Annotated in this window: 19 protein-coding genes and 1 pseudogene; 15 read left to right on the top strand and 5 right to left on the bottom strand. The window is 52.7% G+C overall.

Annotated elements, in window-relative coordinates:
- Positions 1-34: 34 nt before the first annotated feature.
- Positions 35-874, top strand: a complete 840-nt coding sequence (locus C1J03_RS03905) for a universal stress protein (protein WP_114883876.1) — start codon at positions 35-37, stop codon at positions 872-874.
- Here the strand turns inward: C1J03_RS03905 and C1J03_RS03900 are convergent.
- On the bottom strand, positions 864-1,574 hold the full coding sequence (locus C1J03_RS03900) for an endonuclease/exonuclease/phosphatase family protein (protein WP_114888830.1): 711 nt from the start codon (positions 1,572-1,574) through the stop codon (positions 864-866). The genes C1J03_RS03905 and C1J03_RS03900 overlap by 11 nt on opposite strands.
- A 55-nt stretch (positions 1,575-1,629) precedes the next feature.
- Between C1J03_RS03900 and C1J03_RS03895 the strand changes: the two genes are divergently transcribed.
- Complete coding sequence (locus C1J03_RS03895) at positions 1,630-2,283, top strand: hypothetical protein (RefSeq protein ID WP_254694168.1); 654 nt, start codon at positions 1,630-1,632, stop codon at positions 2,281-2,283.
- Positions 2,284-2,313: 30 nt separating this feature from the next.
- Here C1J03_RS03895 and C1J03_RS03890 read toward each other — a convergent pair whose 3' ends face one another.
- Both C1J03_RS03890 and C1J03_RS03885 read right to left on the bottom strand, forming a co-directional pair.
- Positions 2,314-2,598 carry a chaperone modulator CbpM gene (locus C1J03_RS03890; RefSeq protein WP_114883872.1) on the bottom strand — a complete coding sequence of 95 codons (285 nt, stop codon included), beginning with the start codon at positions 2,596-2,598 and terminating at the stop codon, positions 2,314-2,316.
- On the bottom strand, positions 2,595-3,572 hold the full coding sequence (locus tag C1J03_RS03885; RefSeq protein WP_254694167.1) for a DnaJ C-terminal domain-containing protein: 978 nt from the start codon (positions 3,570-3,572) through the stop codon (positions 2,595-2,597). Before C1J03_RS03885 ends, C1J03_RS03890 begins: the two co-directional genes overlap by 4 nt.
- Positions 3,573-3,665: 93 nt before the next feature.
- On the opposite strand from C1J03_RS03885, the gene C1J03_RS03880 reads away from it, so the two are divergent.
- From C1J03_RS03880 to C1J03_RS03855, 6 genes and pseudogenes are all read left to right on the top strand, one after another.
- A complete protein-coding gene (locus C1J03_RS03880) occupies positions 3,666-4,511 on the top strand; it encodes a universal stress protein (protein WP_114883870.1) in 846 nt (281 codons plus the stop codon).
- An 89-nt stretch (positions 4,512-4,600) separates the two neighbouring features.
- The gene (locus C1J03_RS03875; protein WP_114883868.1) at positions 4,601-4,816 is read left to right on the top strand and encodes a YgaP family membrane protein; all 216 of its coding nucleotides are present in this window, start codon (positions 4,601-4,603) and stop codon (positions 4,814-4,816) included.
- A complete protein-coding gene (locus C1J03_RS03870) occupies positions 4,813-5,166 on the top strand; it encodes a beta-lactamase hydrolase domain-containing protein (protein WP_114883866.1) in 354 nt (117 codons plus the stop codon). Before C1J03_RS03875 ends, C1J03_RS03870 begins: the two co-directional genes overlap by 4 nt.
- Before the next feature lie 28 nt (positions 5,167-5,194).
- Positions 5,195-5,593, top strand: coding sequence for a c-type cytochrome (locus C1J03_RS03865; RefSeq protein WP_114883864.1), 399 nt, complete (start codon positions 5,195-5,197; stop codon positions 5,591-5,593).
- A gap of 29 nt (positions 5,594-5,622) precedes the next feature.
- Positions 5,623-6,036 carry a c-type cytochrome gene (locus tag C1J03_RS03860; protein WP_114888828.1) on the top strand — a complete coding sequence of 138 codons (414 nt, stop codon included), beginning with the start codon at positions 5,623-5,625 and terminating at the stop codon, positions 6,034-6,036.
- A 218-nt stretch (positions 6,037-6,254) separates the two neighbouring features.
- A pseudogene (locus C1J03_RS03855) lies at positions 6,255-6,694 on the top strand (integrase core domain-containing protein); the annotation flags it as partial.
- A gap of 475 nt (positions 6,695-7,169) precedes the next feature.
- Here C1J03_RS03855 and C1J03_RS03850 read toward each other — a convergent pair.
- Positions 7,170-7,451, bottom strand: a complete 282-nt coding sequence (locus C1J03_RS03850) for a DUF1330 domain-containing protein (protein ID WP_114883862.1) — start codon at positions 7,449-7,451, stop codon at positions 7,170-7,172.
- 95 nt (positions 7,452-7,546) lie between these two features.
- Between C1J03_RS03850 and C1J03_RS03845 the strand changes: the two genes are divergently transcribed.
- Positions 7,547-8,419, top strand: a complete 873-nt coding sequence (locus tag C1J03_RS03845) for a LysR family transcriptional regulator (RefSeq protein ID WP_114888827.1) — start codon at positions 7,547-7,549, stop codon at positions 8,417-8,419.
- A 489-nt stretch (positions 8,420-8,908) separates the two neighbouring features.
- On the opposite strand, the gene C1J03_RS03840 is transcribed toward C1J03_RS03845, so the two are convergent.
- Positions 8,909-9,733 (bottom strand): cysteine hydrolase, encoded by an 825-nt coding sequence (locus C1J03_RS03840; protein WP_114883860.1) that lies wholly within the window; start codon positions 9,731-9,733, stop codon positions 8,909-8,911.
- Between the two features lie 129 nt (positions 9,734-9,862).
- Here C1J03_RS03840 and C1J03_RS03835 point away from each other — a divergent pair, with 129 nt between their 5' ends.
- From C1J03_RS03835 to C1J03_RS03810, 6 genes are all read left to right on the top strand, one after another.
- Positions 9,863-10,774 carry an AraC family transcriptional regulator gene (locus C1J03_RS03835; RefSeq protein ID WP_114883857.1) on the top strand — a complete coding sequence of 304 codons (912 nt, stop codon included), beginning with the start codon at positions 9,863-9,865 and terminating at the stop codon, positions 10,772-10,774.
- Between the two features lie 342 nt (positions 10,775-11,116).
- The gene (locus C1J03_RS03830; RefSeq protein ID WP_114883855.1) at positions 11,117-12,016 is read left to right on the top strand and encodes an NAD-dependent epimerase/dehydratase family protein; all 900 of its coding nucleotides are present in this window, start codon (positions 11,117-11,119) and stop codon (positions 12,014-12,016) included.
- A 286-nt stretch (positions 12,017-12,302) separates the two neighbouring features.
- Positions 12,303-13,139 carry a c-type cytochrome gene (locus tag C1J03_RS03825; RefSeq protein ID WP_114883853.1) on the top strand — a complete coding sequence of 279 codons (837 nt, stop codon included), beginning with the start codon at positions 12,303-12,305 and terminating at the stop codon, positions 13,137-13,139.
- Between the two features lie 826 nt (positions 13,140-13,965).
- Positions 13,966-14,772 carry a DUF2092 domain-containing protein gene (locus tag C1J03_RS03820; protein WP_114883850.1) on the top strand — a complete coding sequence of 269 codons (807 nt, stop codon included), beginning with the start codon at positions 13,966-13,968 and terminating at the stop codon, positions 14,770-14,772.
- 2 nt (positions 14,773-14,774) lie between these two features.
- Entirely contained in the window at positions 14,775-14,966 is a 192-nt protein-coding gene (locus C1J03_RS03815) for a hypothetical protein (protein WP_114883848.1), read from the top strand.
- 200 nt (positions 14,967-15,166) lie between these two features.
- The gene (locus C1J03_RS03810) at positions 15,167-15,607 is read left to right on the top strand and encodes a hypothetical protein (RefSeq protein ID WP_114883846.1); all 441 of its coding nucleotides are present in this window, start codon (positions 15,167-15,169) and stop codon (positions 15,605-15,607) included.
- Positions 15,608-15,770: the final 163 nt, after the last annotated feature.

The following is a 15,770-nucleotide window of genomic DNA, read 5'->3' as shown; positions in this document are numbered from 1 at the left end:
TGCTCTGCCGCACCGATTTTGAGAAGGAAATCCGATGGGACTGAAAACACTCCTCGTCTGTCTGACGACGCCTGAACATGCCGAAACGCTCTTGAAGGTCGCCGTACCATTGGCCCGTAAACACAATGCACATCTTATCGGGCTCCATACGGTTGAAGCATTGCTGGTCTACCCGGGCATTGCGATACATATTCCAGAACCGGTTTTCGCGACCTTCCAAGACAGCCAAAGAGTTGAAGCCGAACAGATCAAAGCGGTTTTCGCCAAGCATACCGACAATGAAGACTTCCAAAGCGAGTTCCGACTTGTGCGCGCCGAAGCAGTGTCCGCCTATGAGAGCATTGTCGAGAGCGCCCGCGCCGCCGATTTGGTCCTCATGGCCCATGAGAATAAGGACTTAGACCGTCATGATCAGCGCAACACGCAGATTCAGGTTATTCGCGAAAGTGGCCGTCCGGTAATTGTTGTCCCCCTTGGATATGATGGCCCGCCAATTGGCGAAAATATCCTGCTGGGTTGGAGCGATACCAGAGAAGCCGCGCGCGCCGCCCATGATGTTCTGATTGTCGCCGACAAAAACGCGTCGCTGACCATTTTGCGGGTCAACGACGCGGCGCAGGATGTCTTGGAAGACGCCGACGGGATTGAGCAGGCAGAGATGTTCTCAAGGCACGGATTACGGCCCTCTTTGGAGCATCGTAAGCACGGCAAAACCGCCATATCAGATGTGCTGGAGCAGGTCGCATTTGAGAGAGGTGCCGATTTGATCGTCACTGGTGCTTTTGGGCACTCAAAGGTCTATGACTTCGTTATTGGTGCCACGACATATGCCTTGTTACGCGACGCAAAACGTCCTGTGATGTTCAGCAAGTAGGCGCGGCCATCGGGACATCGATATCAGCCCATATCGGCAAATGGTCCGAGGATACTTTGGCAAGCGCACCCTGCTCAACACCTGCATCACGTAACTGAATGCCTTCGCTAAGCGCGAAGCGATCAAGGGCCGCCATTGGGCGTCTAGCATGGAACGTTCGACCCGGCGCATGAACATCGAAACCGTGCTCTAGGGGCTCAAGCCCTTTGTGCTGCGACCATTCGTTGAAATCCCCGGCAATGACAGTGTGCGCACAGGAGGCCGTCGCATCACACAGCGCATTCAGCTGAGCCCGTCGGTCACGACGCATCAAGCCAAAGTGGGCCGCAATTACGCTCACTCCCGCGCCAATATCGAGATCAAAACGCACAGCTCCGCGCGGCTCCAGGCCCGGCAATTTCAATCGCTCGACATGAGACACTGCAAACCCTTTGCGGACCAAAACAGCATTTCCGTGCCAGCCAAGACTGATCCCGTTCTCCGACAACTCAACAAGTTGAAAATCAGTTTCGCTCTCGATCATCATTCGAGGCAATGCCGGTTCGCGAACTCCAAGCCGTCTGTCGGCCTCTTGCAACACTACAACATCGGCACTCAGGGTGTTAATAACGCTCAATATCCGATTTGGCATACGCCTTTGGTCAAGGCCGCGGGCCTTGCGAATATTATAGCTGGCAATTCGTATCGCGTTGTTCGTCATAGTTTCGATATAAGTACCGGAATGGTATAGTTTAACCCCTGAGGGGATGCGGCCGATGCAATTGATCAAAAACACCAGCCCACTGATGCTTGTGATTTGGGCCCTTCTCTTGTTGGCTGGATTGGTTGCTTTGGGTCTGTCCCGCTGGTCTCTCGCCTTTGTCAGCTTGGCCACTTTGGGCCTCTCACTTGTCCCACCTATTCTTGCAGCGCGCTGGTCATTTACCCTGCCGGTGCCCTTCCTTATGGCTACGACACTGTTCTTCTTCGGGTCAATTTTCCTAGGCGAAGCCTTCGATTTTTACGAGCGGCTATGGTGGTGGGATTTGGCGCTGCATGGGCTATCCGCCATCGGTTTTGGGCTGACCGGGTTTCTATTTGTCTTTATGCTTTTTGATGGCGACAGGCTCGCAGCTCCGCCATCGGCCATCGCCTTCATTACCTTCTGTGTCACCATGACGATCGGGGCCACTTGGGAGATATTCGAGTTCTCGATGGATATGATCTTCGGGTTGAACATGCAAAAATCTGGCTTGGACGACACGATGGGGGACCTGATTGTGGACGCTGTCGGCGGTCTCATCGCGAGCGCGACCGGGTACTACTATCTCATCCATAATTCCGCGGGTTTGCTAGGAAGCAGCTTGGCGCAATTTATTGAACTAAACAAAGATCTGTATCAAAAATCCATAAGCCGCTTAAAGAAATAGCCTCTCAGCCAACCTTTAGAACAGCTCACATCAGGGCAATTTGCGCAGGATAGCATCGCGCTGGTCCAACAAATCAAGCACCATCGCGATACCTGCAGCATTGATGCCGAGATCTTGGTTCAATCGGCGCGCCTTCTTGGCCCGCACAATGCTGAGGCCCCGAAAACGCCAACTTTGGATTGTTGTCCCGCTGGGATTGAGAACACCGTGCTCCACCAATTCAACCACCCAAGCCTCATCCGCTTGGCAAAAGCGGCACAGGTCCTGCAATGACACGATATCGACGACATCGACGTCTGGCTCTGTCTTTCTCATGATGCAGCCCTTTCAAGTTGCGCGCGCGGATCAAAGTCCATTTCCGTGGCCATCTTTTCAAAAACCGCACGTTCCTTGTCTGTTGAGACATTCGGGTTGACGATTTTGAGGGTGGCGAAGATGTCGCCTGCGGGCGTTCCCGGCAAACCTTTACCTTTAAGGCGTAGCTTTTGCCCGCTGCGCGCGTTTGGGGGAATTTGCAGGTCAACTTTGCCGTCGGGAGTTGGCATCACCACATGCCCGCCCAGCGCGGCCTCCCAAGGGGTGATTGGCAAATCAAGGAACAAGTCTTTGACGACCGCATGGTAAATCGGATGGGGCGAAAACGTGACCTCAAGAAACAAATCGCCGCTCGGCCCCGCGCCCAACGATGGTGCGCCTTGTCCTGCCAGCCGAATATGCTGGCCTTCGTAAATACCTTTGGGAATACGAACCGATATATTTCGGTCCTTTAGCGAGACCTTCCCATTCGGTCCAACCACCGGAGACCGCATGCTCAAAACGCGCGCCGCACCTGTGTACGCATCAGCGATGTCGATCTCGATCTTTGCGTGACTGTCTGATCCGCCCTGCCCGTGCATGCCGGCGTGAGGCTGTGCTCCGCGCCGGAACAACGTCTCAAAGAAATCACTATATGCCTCTTGGTTGTCTGGCGCGCCTTGCGAGAAATCCGAACCTCTGCCCCAATCGGGAGGTGGCTGAAACCCACCACCACCCGACGGCGGAGGCTGTCCCAACTGATCATAGGCCGCGCGCTTTTCGGCGTCCTTCAGCACTTCATAGGCCTCATTCACTTCCTTGAATTTGGATGCGGCATCTGCGTCAGGATTGATATCCGGATGGTACTTTCGAGCGGCTTTACGAAACGCCCGCTTGATCTCATCAGCGCTGGCATCCGGCAGGACACCGAGTGTTTTATAATAATATTTGAAGTCCATGTACTCAGGCACCCATCCGTAATCTGCTCCGAACATTTGACATGTCCTAGAAGCCAGCATTTGATCCAGATCAGTTGGCCAAACATCTGCTCTGCCATACTGCCTACAACCCCTAAACGGAGACTGGACATGAAGAACACTACAACCTTATTTGTGCTTGACCAAGACACACCTGACGCCATCGTCCGAGACATGGCCGAGGCGGCCGGGCACGACAATACGCACCTGAAATGCCTGATGTTAGGCCTTTTACCCGCGCTGCCCGCCTATGCCTACGGCATGTCAGCATATGGAAGCATGGCGGTGCCTGATAACTGGGCAGAGCCGATAGATACGGCACGCCGAGCACTCAACTCGCGGGTTCAAGACCTGGAAATCATTTTGAGCAAGAGCGGCGTATCAGGAGACGTTCAATCGTCCCTCTGTGCGGCCGCTGACATAAAGCATGTCGTTACCCAGTGCGCCCAAGTCTCCGATATCGCTTGCATCGCGCCAAACCTGCGACAGTCATCGGATCTCATGCGCGAAACCGCCTATGGCGTGCTCTTCCGTTCACCCGTCGGCTTGTTGTTGAATGCGACCACACCAGTGACCCCCAAGCGTGTGTTTGTTGCTTGGGACAACAGCGCTCCTGCAGCACGCGCCGTTCATATCGCATTGCCGTATTTAAAAGCCGCGCAAGAGGTGGTCGTTGGGTGCTTTGATCCGATCATGACGCCAGAGCATGGCGGCGGTGATACCGGAACTGACGTTGCCGCCTGGCTAAGCCATCACGGTTGCCAAGTGACAGTGACCCAGTACCCCAGCGGCGGACTTGAAATAGGTCAATGTATCTCTCTTCGCGCAAAGGAGTTGGGTGCCGACCTGATCGTAATGGGTGCTTTTGATCGTTCGCGCCTATTCCAGATTGTTTTTGGTGGCACCACACAGACGATGATCGAACAGACTGATCTGCAGGTGCTAATGGCCCACTAAGATCCCTCTGTCTTGACCTCGATCAATGCCACAGAGGCATGCGCAGGCTAAATTGGGCCTGAAATAGCCACAAAATAGGAGACCTTGAAGTGACACAGAACCTAGGAAGACTGGATCGCGGCTTGCGCCTACTCGTTGGCCTGTTCCTAATCGCAGCCCCCTTTCTCAACTTTCCAGTGACATGGGCAAGCTCTGTTTGGACGTATGCAGCGCTGATTGTGGGCGTGATACTAACGGCAACCTCCCTCCTGAAGTTTTGCCCAATCTACCGAGTGCTGGGTCTATCAACCTGTAAACGGTCATGAATGTTGATCACCTCAGCCCGCAGCTCGCGACATGCGGACAGGTCACGACAGATGATATCGCGCTCATCCATGCGACTGGGGTGAAAACCCTCATTTGCAATCGCCCTGATGGGGAGGATCTCGCCCAACCGCTGTTTGAGACGGTACAAACCACGGCCCATCTGGCAGGGTTGCACACAATCTACTTCCCAATATCGGCCACCGGCCCCTCGCACGGCGACTTCAAGAAAATCGCAGATATCGTTGCGACCTGCCCAAAACCGATACTGGCATATTGCGACACGGGTGCACGTAGCAAGGCGCTCTTGAGCAGTGTTTTAGAGGGAAATTCTAACTCGAAAGGCAGCTAACGCCATAGTCGCCGAAGGGGTATCCACTATGAGACGACTTACACTCTTGATTGCGGCGGTGTTGTTGCCCGCCAATATTGCCTTCGCTCAAGATCGGGACGAAGGCGAAGATTTGTACATGACGTATTGTGCCTCCTGCCACGGGGCCGCTGCGCGCGGCAAAGGTCCGATGTCCGCCATCCTCATGCTTGCACCGACCGATTTAACGAAACTCACCACCGTGAACGGCGGCGACTTCCCTATATCTAGGGTCATCGCCCGCATAGATGGGCGGGATCCCTTGGTTGCGCACGGCAGCCCAATGCCCGTTTTTGGCAATTTCTTTGAAGGGCGGGGCAAGACGATGCGTGATGAGACCGGCGTCTTGATTATGACTAGCCAACCGATCCTTGATATGGTTGCCTTCCTTCAGGCCGTCCAAGAATGACAGCGTCCAAATAGATGATCGAGTGCATTATGAACTTCAAAACAGGTCCATTCCTTGGTGCAGTGGCACTGATAGTCCTTGCAGGATGCGAAACATCCTCTCCTTCAGTCGATGCCGCGCAGGGCGCGAACCTTTTCGCGCAAAATTGCGCAGCCTGTCATGGGCAAGATGCGCGCGGTGCCGGGCCGGAAACACTTAGGATTGGAAAAACCCCGCCTGATCTCACCGGCTTATCTCGTAGTTCTGGCGGGGTCTTTCCCCGAGACCGGGTTTTAGACACCATCGATGGCTTCAACCGGAAAAACCATCCGCAAAGCGTGATGCCAGAGTTCGGAGCCGGCGACTTAGGACCGACCGTGATCGTAGGCGACGATGCCAACGCGACCCCGATCCCAGCCGATCTATTGGCGCTGGCCACCTATTTGGAGAGCATTCAGCAGTAGCAGTTTTTATCGTGCGGACGACCGAATAGCTTAGTGTCTTCTGGCGTTCGCTGACGGGTGGCGCATTGCTTGGACCCACATAACAAGCTCGGGCCAAGAACCCAGATCAATACAAGAGCAGTTAATTGAGGGTTTTTGGCATGTGGCTTAGATAGGCGCACATTTCGATCAAGGATCAAAAGAGACGCACCCTCAGTTGACCAAAATGGTCAACACTGAACGGGAAAACGTTCCGCACGCTGAATATCATCGATGACTTTAACCGCGAAGGCTTGGCCATAGATGTGGACTTCTCACTGCCAGCGGCGCGGGTCGTGCGCAGCCTGAACCAGATTATCGCCTGGCGTGGAAAGCCTGCGATGATGCGCGTGGATAACGGCCCAGAATATCTAAGCGGCAAGCTTATCGACTGGGCCGCAAGCACCACATAACGCTCAGCTACATCCAACCGGGGAAGCCGCAACAGAACGCATATATCGAGCGATACAATCGAACTGTGCGCAACGAATGGCTTGGATCCCACATCTTTCACAACATTCAGGAGGTGCAAGATCACGCCACGAAATGGCTATGGACTTATAACAACGACAGACCCAACATGGGCATCGGCGGCATCACACCCGCTATGAAACTGAACCAGTACCAAATGGTCGCTTAATTCTAGTTTCAAACAGCCCCATAAATGGGGGGATTACCCCGTTAGTGCCAGGCAAATAGTTGATATGAACGAATGCTCATGTCACGCGACAAAACAAACCGACCAAGAAGAAAACTCAGGATCAATTTGACGAATAGTGAAAGGGGGACAAACAACATTTCATTGAGACTTTGGCCAAATACAGTTGGCTAGACATATTCTGCATTAGGTTTCAGGACGACCTTACGTTCCGAAGATCATTGTAGCGTACAAAAAGTCACAAAACTGAGTGCGCTGGGTTTGCATTCTAGAACCCGAAACCTGTCGTCGATTTTCGTTACGTCGACGACCGCTTGGCCCCTTCAACCAACAACGTCCGGCTTCCTCAAACGCAGGCCTTCGGCATTGTGAAATTAAGTGAACGCTACGCGGATTGAGCTGCCACTCGCGCACATTTGCGAATGGCAGGTCTTTCCATTTCCGGCGGTCTTTCCACTTAACCCAGTAGAAGAATGTCAGATGCACCGGCACTGCGACGCAGCGCATGTACATCCGCAAGCTCAGGATCTTTAGACCAAGCAATGGCCGCACTCTTGTCGGGAAAGCTGAGCAACGCACATACATTGGGTAGGTCAGGCGCACCGTCTAAGACAGTGAATTCGCGCGAGGCGCTTTCGACTTTGCCGCCATGTTTGGCAAGTGCCGCACTGGCGACATCACGATATTCGACCAGGGCTTCAGGGTTGGTTACGGTAATTTTTGCATAGGCGTAGATCATGATTGTCTCCGTTGATTGATGATGAAGACAACATACCGAATGCCCCACATGTAAAAACGCGTGTATTTGCATGTAAGGCATGCAATAACGCATGCATGAGTGTTGCATGGGATGATTTGCGCACAGTCATGATGTTGGTTCGCCATCGCTCTTTGGCTGGTGCTGCTGAGGCTTTGGGTGTGAATTACACAACCGTTGCACGCAGAGTGCGCCGTGCCGAAGACGCGTTGAACCAATTGTTGTTTGAGCGACTGTCAGATGGCTACAGGCCCACGGAAGCCGCACATATTCTCGCAGTGCATGCGGATCAGATGGAAATAACCGAAAACAGCATGATGCGCCAACTACAGGGCGCTGAAACCGAACTTTCGGGCGTGCTGACGATAACTGCCCCGCAGCTGCTCATTGCCAGCTTTTTGGCACCCGTCATTGACCAATTCACGAAGGCGCATCCACGCATCGAACTGCGCATCCTTGCGACAAATGACCTACTGGACCTAACGCGCCGCGAAGCCGACCTCGCCATTCGAATTAGTAAAAATCCGGGCGATACCTTGACGGGTCTGAGACTTTTGAGACAAGAAAATGCAAGCTTTTCCAGTCAAGATGTAGCGGACCGTATCGCCTCTAAGCCTAAGGAGATGATCGATTGGATCGTCTATGACGCCTATCCAAACGTCCCCAAAGGGATTGGGCCAGAGTTTCCCAACAACAACGTAAGGTTTCGTTTCGACGATATGGTCGCAATGGTCGGTGCTGCTCAGGCAGGGCTAGGAGTTGTCCGAATGCCGGTGTTCCTTGGACGTGCCACAGCGGGGTTGGTGCAGGTTCCTGTTCTACAACCGCAACCTTATGCCGATATTTGGGTGGTGGGACATCCGGACGTTTGGCCCTCTCAAAAGCTACGCGCATTCCGCGATGTTCTAGTGGGTTACTGTAAAACGCACCGTCAGCAGTTTGTAGCCTAAGAGGGATTATTTGGAGCATTTACGTAGATCGGACACTCTGTGTGCGGTGGTGAGTGAAAGGGTTAGGCCCAATCCGACGTCAGCCGCACGTTGTCCAAAGGACCGCTTTTCAATAGAACACCCTAGCAAAAACGAAAGGCTCCGTCGCAAGAACAAAAACCGAAATGTCATCTAAAAAGTGTGGAACGTCGCGCATCTTCGACTCGATCAAGCGGGTTTTCTGAATCCCATCAATGGGCGCGTCACGCAACGTTGACCCATACGTCAAGCATTCCTAACCCAGAGCGGACTTTCACCGCTGCTGGTGCCTAGGTCGGCAACGTGGGCAAAACGAGCTTTCGCGGCGCTTGCATCAATGTCAGCTTCCACATTCTGGTTGTTGCCGGTTAGATGTCTTTCTCGCTTTTTGCACCAATAGCGCAACGTTCAAAATGGCTAACCCAAACGAAAAAGCCCACACTAAAAACTCGTGCGGGCTTCCCAACTTTATCAGCTGGCTGCTTCGATCATTGCAACCGCTTCTTGCGTGCTCCACACAGCGTTCGCGATGAAGCGGAAGTTGGTCAAAGCGGCCAAGTAGCCATCGCCGTCTGGGATGATCGCAGCTGCAGTCGCGTCCTTAACAACAGCAACTTCAAAACCTTGCTCTATCAGTTCACGCATGTGAGATTCAGTGCACAAGTTTGCTGACATACCTGACAGGATGACCTGATCAACACCTTGCTTACGCAATTGCAGGGACAGATCATTCGTGTCGTTACCGTAAACTTTGTGCGGCGATGTCACGATTGTTTTGCCATCGTTGATGTATTTTTTGTACTGCGGCATCCAGTCGGCGCCAGACCCGTCAAAACCCTCGAGATTCAATGGGCCTGGCCGGTCAAACATACCAATTTTGTGCATCAGCTTTTCCAGCGCGCCCTCGAATTTCCAACCATGGTCGGTCGGGTAGTAATAGTGCGGCGACACGGCAACTGTAATGTCCGCAGCTTTTGCAGCTTTAAACAAGGTTTCGATGTTTTCGACAGTGTTGTTCTCTGTCACAGATGCACCTACCACGCCCCACGTCACGCCATCGGGGCTTAGGAAATCGACCTGAGGATCAGTAACAACCAATGCAGCACGGCTGAGGTCCAGTTTCATGTTAGAAGGTGGCAGAACGGAATTTTCTGGATCTGCATAAGGGCTTGCCGTCTGGGCAGATGCCGTTGTTGCAGTTGTTGCAGCTGCCGCGGTTGCCGCTAAACCTCCGCGCAGAGCTGCGCGGCGAGAGATTTTACCGTGCTTGTGGTTTGGATCATCGCAATTACACATCTTAGCATTCCTTTTGTTGGTCGGATGTATCCATTTGATACGATGCTGTATGTGCCTTTTCGTCTTGATATGGTCGCATAGAAATAAAATAGGTGTCTTTTCGTCCAAAAACGGGATCAAAATGGGCTCATGAAATTTGACCATATCTTTGACGAACTGGAAATCACGACAAACCCTTTCGCCATTTGCCAATTGCAAGGGACCTGTAATCTTGGTCTTGAGCGCGATGCTTCTGCAACGTTGCACTACATTCTATCTGGTGAAGGTGAAATCATTGTGCGGTCTCGCGCACCCTTAAAGGTTTCCCGTGGATCGCTTGTGCTTATCCCTGCGCTGCAAAGTCATGCACTCCACAGTTTTGGCGTGACCAGCGACCCGGTGCCAAAATGTAAACCTGCCGCTCTGAGCCTTGGACATCTCATGGCTACATCCGATTGTGGTGGAGAGGGGCAATTGATTGCCCTTTGTGCCCATGTTGATGTTGGCTTGCGCGGGGTCGCAGACATCATTGATCTGATACGTGAGCCACTGATCGAGAATGTTTCGTCGCCCAACCGGATGCACACGACCTTACAAGCCTTGCTGTATGAAATAGCCAATCCCGGTCTTGGCAGCCGGGCCATGATCCGTGCCCTACTGACGCAATGTATGATCGAAATGCTCCGCAAACGGTTGGCCGTGTCCGATAACGCATTGCATTGGATGGCTGCCTTGGCGGATCCGACGGTATGGAATGCGTTGCGCGCCATGCTCGATAAACCCGGAGACAATCATACTGTCGAAAGCCTAGCAGACAGTGTCAGCATGAGCAGGGCGGCGTTTGCCAAGCGGTTTGCCAGCGCGTATGGATCTGGTCCGATAGAGTTGTTGCGCGACCTGCGGATGCGGCGCGCAGGTACATTGTTACGTGACACAGATATACCCGTAAAACGAGTTGCCGAAATGGTTGGTTTTACATCCCGCAGTGCATTCAGTCGCGCGTTTGAGACAACGACGGGTCAACCGCCTCGGAAGTTCCGAGCATCCTCACTAAAGACGTGACACACCAGATTGATGCAGACTCAAAATTCAATTTCCACCTGCAGGGGGCTATGTCAGGTTTTGACGCTCGTATTGTTAACTATCGGGAGACCGCCGCTTGAGCTGTTGACGCGACCCAAAGGCGGACTTTGGTCACGTTGCAGCATTCAGGTAGTTTGTGCGGGAAGCGAACATTCGCTGCGGTGTGCTTAGAGTTCCGCTATGCGGGACAATGCCGACACAGTGTCTATGGATCAACGAAATTCAATGCCAGAGATGCTGTAAGATGCGCCCAAAGAGAGCCACTGGCTTTCGCTTAAAGTCAAAAGGCGGTACTCAGAACAGCGAACATGGAGGGCTTATATGCGCATTCTCTTTACAGGCGGATCGGGCAAGGCGGGAAAGCATGCGATTTCCTATCTTATTGAAAAGGGACACCGTATCCTCAATGTCGATCAGACCGTCCTGGATCATCCGGGAGTAGAAAATCGCATCGCGGATGTCACCGATGCAGGTCAGATGTTCGACATCATGGCAAGCTACTCAGGTTATGATGAACTTGAAAGTGGCACTGGCGTTCCGCGCTTTGATGCGGTCGTTCATTTCGCTGCAATCCCACGCCTGCTTATGACCTCTGACAATGAATGCTACCGCGTGAATACTCTGGGAACCTACAATGTAATTGATGCAGCGATCAAATTTGGCGTCAGGAAGATCATATTTGCATCTTCGGAAACGACCTACGGCATCTGCTTTGCTGACGGAGAACGCAAGCCCGAGTATTTGCCCATTGATGAAGAGCACCCTGTTATACCCGAAGACAGCTACGCCATGTCAAAAGTTGTAAATGAAGTCACAGCCCGAAGTTTTCAAAAGCGCTCCGGATATGACATCTACGGATTGCGCATCAATAATGTGATTGAGCCCCACGAATACGAGCAAGACTTTCCAGCATATATTGCCGATCCCAGTTTGCGCCGCCGAAACATCTTTGCCTACATTGACGCCCGTGATCTTGGGCAAATGGTTGATCGATGTCTTGAAACCGACGGGCTTGGATTCCAGATTTTCAACGCATCCAACGACGATCACTCGGTTGCCGAAAGCTCCTCGGCGCTCATCGAACGCTATTATCAGGGCGTCCCGGTCGGGGACATTGGATCTAGTGAAACGTTCTTCTCCAACAAAAAGGCTAAGACGGTTTTAAACTTTAAGCCCGAACACAGCTGGCGCATGTATTTGGACGGAAAAGCCAGTGAATAGCCGGCCACTGTGGGCTCGAAGCGGTCTTGCGGCAGCGCAGCGGATCATGTTTGAACCACGCCCCAAAAGCCGCCGTTCCCAAGGCTCAGAACTTCATTCTTTTCAATCAGATGAAGCGGTGACCGGACGTTTGGCGCTTTGAGACTATGAGGCGCTGGACGATGGCTTTGAGCCCATTCCAGACGCGACGAGAAACTTTTTCTTAGAGATTTTCGCTGTTTTGCCTTAATATTGAGAGCGAACCTGATGCAGGCGCGTCGGGTTCTTGAACTCAGGGGGAAATGATATGCGCCTCTTCGTCACGGCTTTCGCACTGTCATCAACTGCATTCCTGGCCAACGCCCAACCATCCGTTGAGCGAGGTGAGTATCTGGTTCGAGGTCCAGCGGGCTGCGGGAACTGCCATACGCCACAAACGCCTGAAGGCCCTGACATGTCTAACGAACTGGGTGGGTTTATGGTCGACAAGAACCCTGCGTTCGAAGCTTGGGCGGTGAATATTACACCGGGTGGGCGCGTCGCTAGTTGGACCGATGATGAACTTGCAAGAGCGATCCGAGAAGGTATTCGCCCGGATGGCACAATTATCGGACCGCCAATGCCGATGACCCTTTACCGCAACTTGTCTGACGATGATCTTTATTCCATCGTAGCTTTCCTACGAACGGTTCCTGCAAGCCAAAATGAAACGCCGTTCTCAACATATAATATTCCGCTACCGCCCGCGTATGGCCCGCCGGTTCAAAGCGTTTCTGCTCCACTTCGGTCGGTAAGCGTCGAATATGGCGAATACCTTGCTGGACCGGTCGCACATTGCATTGAATGTCATACGCCGATGGGTGAGCGAGGACCAATTTTTGATACGCACCTTGGCGCAGGTGGATTTGAGTTCCACGGGCCTTGGGGAACGTCTGTGTCAGCCAATTTAACCACACATAAAGATGGACTCGCTGGCTACAGCGATGAAGAACTAAAGACTATGATTACCAAGGGTATACGGCCCGACGGTTCCAGGATGCTTCCACCTATGGGGTACCATCATTATGCGGCGATGACAGAACAAGATCTGGACGCCGTTGTTTTGTATTTGCGTCAGTTACCACCTCTTCCGAACGGCGGCTAAGTATTGGAGACTGTTGGCAGAAGGGAAGTCCGGGGAAACATCGATTAGCCCTTCAGAAGCCTTGGTTGCGACGATCACAAAGCCGCCAATATTTCTGAGCGTTACGCCGGCGACCATGGGCACGGAATCATCGGGCTAATGAATTATGGACCACAGTCGGCCTGTTAGCCAAGACACCCAGTCGAATGTCCGGGATATCTTATTGTCCGAGAAGCCGTTTGGGACTTGATTTGCGGAAACCATCAGGGCCAGCGGCCGCGTGTGCCGCGCAAACAGGTCGGACACATGTCTGCCTCTGACCAGTGCTAAATCAGCTTCAGATATGTCTTGCTTTGCAGCATTTATCCACACAGGTCGTTCGCAATAGTCAGAAGAGAAGAAACCCAAACCGGTTGTTCGCTGCGCCCGTACTCAATGTCTCAGTTGCGGGACAAAACTGCCGTTGAGCGCAGGAGACACGACCGCTGCTTCCGGCGGCGATCTCAACCGGTCGATGCAACACACTCTGCGGACATTGACGCCGGCCGCAGCGAACTGCAGGTTTGAGCCCAATGCGGTCGGATCAAAATCACGGTTTTTGCGGGTGCAGCAAAGAGGTCGCTTTGGCCGGAAAGATAGACCGCAGTGAGCATTTGGCGACCAACCGCGCAGCACTCAAAACCTCAACGCATTGACAGAGCGCTACCGTCGCAGTTGTATACTCTTCAAGAAACGTTGGCTTCGAGCTGGTGCGTGCGCACGACAAAGGCACCTTAGTGAACCCAGAGCTCTGGCTTGAACGCAATGCCCTAACTGGGCAAATTTTAGCATAGAAAGGTAATCGCAAATGAAATGGATACCTAGGAACTTTCTTTCGGCTGTAAGAGGCGCTTGGTCTGGTCCCGCACTGGTTTTGGTGTTGGGGGCAATTGGTCCCACTGCGGTTGCTGCGGACGAAGCAGATGCCAAGTCCCTTTTGAAAGCCATGTCGGACTATATCGCGTCTCAGGATGCCATTTCATTTGAGTATGATGCCAGTTTGGAAGTCATTACGAAGGAAGACCAACGTCTCGCTCTGAACAGTTCGGGAACAGTTTCACTGGACCGACCCGGGAATATCCATACGACCCGCTCAAGCGGGTTTGTGGATACAGAGACATTCTTTGATGGAAAATCTCTAACGTTGCTCGGCAAATCGGCAAATGTTTACCTGCAGATTAATGCCCCTGGCTCGATTGATGATCTGATCGATATGATGGAGACTAAACTTGACCGATCGCCACCGGCAGCACAGTTTTTGCTCTCCAACCCCTATGATCGGTTGATGGAGGGCGTAACCGATTTGAAGGATTTGGGCAGCGGTGTAATCGGGGGCGTTGAATGTGATTTCTTTGCCTTCAGAACCGCCGAGATTGACTGGCAGATTTGGGTCGCTCATGGCGACAGGCCCTATCCATGCAAGTATGTTGTAACGTCCAAGGATATCGCCGGTGGGCCGCAATATAGCATCCAATTCAACAACTGGATGACCGGAGGCGACGCAAAAAAAGATGGGTTTGCATTCGAAAATACGACAAATGCCACACAAATCGACGCGGCTGACCTCGCTACTAAGATGAGCGAACTGCCAGGCCACTTTAAGACGGGAGAATGACAATGAGAGTATCAAAAAGACTTGGGCTGATCGTGCTCACGCTCATCTTGGGAGCTGGCGGATTGGAGATCGGAGAACGGGTAGGTGTTCCGGGCATCCAAGGCCCTGTTTCGAGCGCTGAAGCTGAAGTCGGACGCCCCCTGACACCGGTAAGCGTGGCCGGCGTAGCTCGGCGGAACAACCGACGGAACTAAGACGTTCATAAAAGCTGACTGTTAGCATGCCGCTGATGAACTCCAGCCAACACTCAAGTTTGGTGCAGCTACGAGTGTTTGCTGGTGTTAGCTGCGTCAAACATCAAGTTCGGCAAACATTGCTAGAACTGGCCTCATTCGCGAGCACTTTAATGGACACGGAAAACAAAGAGACTGGAAATAGTAGGACCAACGGGCGGATGTCGGCGGTTACAATAGTGCTGGCTTTATCCAGTATGTTGTTGTTCTTGGCGCTGGTGTTTGAAGATTTGGGTGAGATCGCAGATGCAGATTGGTCAAACCTGCCGATTGGTCTGATAGTTCGTTATTTGATAGCGATGGGTTTGGGTGGTGCGCTTGCCGGACACATTCTGTCCGGCTTATTTGGCAGAACCGGCTTCCTCGGTTGGCTTCTTGCTATATTCGGTGGTGTTGTAACCGCAACGTTTGCCGGAATGGTTGGAAGCGCCATCGGGCTTGCTCCAGACCTGTTCTTGGATGGTTTTCAGACACGTGATTTCGTCGCGATTGGAGCAGGGGCATTGGTCTTTCCGCTTGCTCTGATCGGCTGGCCAGTACTATTGCCAATTTGGACTGCTTTAGTTTCCACAGCTCATATCCTTGCGCGCCGACGACGATGATGGTTGTAGCGCAGGCCTTGCGCGCTAAGAAGTCATCAATGTTTTGAGCAAGGAATGGCGGATTTGAGTCCATACTGACAGTTGCTGCGTAATGCACGAATGACCGATCTGGGGATGCAAACAAAACGCCTCCTGAAACCCCGGCCCTGACCATCCAACAGTC

This window comes from Sulfitobacter sp. SK012 (assembly GCF_003352085.1).
Taxonomy (GTDB): Bacteria; Pseudomonadota; Alphaproteobacteria; order Rhodobacterales; family Rhodobacteraceae; genus Sulfitobacter.
The sequence above is the reverse complement of the archived record's forward strand: the minus strand, read 5'-3'. Positions and strand labels throughout refer to the sequence as shown.

Coding starts and splice junctions, on each gene's coding strand:
- C1J03_RS03905 (WP_114883876.1), top strand. CDS start 35: ATGGGACTGAAAACACTCCTCGTCTGTCTGACGACGCCTGAACATGCC.
- C1J03_RS03900 (WP_114888830.1), bottom strand. CDS start 1,574: ATGACGAACAACGCGATACGAATTGCCAGCTATAATATTCGCAAGGCC.
- C1J03_RS03895 (WP_254694168.1), top strand. CDS start 1,630: ATGCAATTGATCAAAAACACCAGCCCACTGATGCTTGTGATTTGGGCC.
- C1J03_RS03890 (WP_114883872.1), bottom strand. CDS start 2,598: ATGAGAAAGACAGAGCCAGACGTCGATGTCGTCGATATCGTGTCATTG.
- C1J03_RS03885 (WP_254694167.1), bottom strand. CDS start 3,572: ATGTTCGGAGCAGATTACGGATGGGTGCCTGAGTACATGGACTTCAAA.
- C1J03_RS03880 (WP_114883870.1), top strand. CDS start 3,666: ATGAAGAACACTACAACCTTATTTGTGCTTGACCAAGACACACCTGAC.
- C1J03_RS03870 (WP_114883866.1), top strand. CDS start 4,813: ATGAATGTTGATCACCTCAGCCCGCAGCTCGCGACATGCGGACAGGTC.
- C1J03_RS03865 (WP_114883864.1), top strand. CDS start 5,195: ATGAGACGACTTACACTCTTGATTGCGGCGGTGTTGTTGCCCGCCAAT.
- C1J03_RS03860 (WP_114888828.1), top strand. CDS start 5,623: ATGAACTTCAAAACAGGTCCATTCCTTGGTGCAGTGGCACTGATAGTC.
- C1J03_RS03850 (WP_114883862.1), bottom strand. CDS start 7,451: ATGATCTACGCCTATGCAAAAATTACCGTAACCAACCCTGAAGCCCTG.
- C1J03_RS03845 (WP_114888827.1), top strand. CDS start 7,547: ATGAGTGTTGCATGGGATGATTTGCGCACAGTCATGATGTTGGTTCGC.
- C1J03_RS03840 (WP_114883860.1), bottom strand. CDS start 9,733: ATGTGTAATTGCGATGATCCAAACCACAAGCACGGTAAAATCTCTCGC.
- C1J03_RS03835 (WP_114883857.1), top strand. CDS start 9,863: ATGAAATTTGACCATATCTTTGACGAACTGGAAATCACGACAAACCCT.
- C1J03_RS03830 (WP_114883855.1), top strand. CDS start 11,117: ATGCGCATTCTCTTTACAGGCGGATCGGGCAAGGCGGGAAAGCATGCG.
- C1J03_RS03825 (WP_114883853.1), top strand. CDS start 12,303: ATGCGCCTCTTCGTCACGGCTTTCGCACTGTCATCAACTGCATTCCTG.
- C1J03_RS03820 (WP_114883850.1), top strand. CDS start 13,966: ATGAAATGGATACCTAGGAACTTTCTTTCGGCTGTAAGAGGCGCTTGG.
- C1J03_RS03815 (WP_114883848.1), top strand. CDS start 14,775: ATGAGAGTATCAAAAAGACTTGGGCTGATCGTGCTCACGCTCATCTTG.
- C1J03_RS03810 (WP_114883846.1), top strand. CDS start 15,167: ATGTCGGCGGTTACAATAGTGCTGGCTTTATCCAGTATGTTGTTGTTC.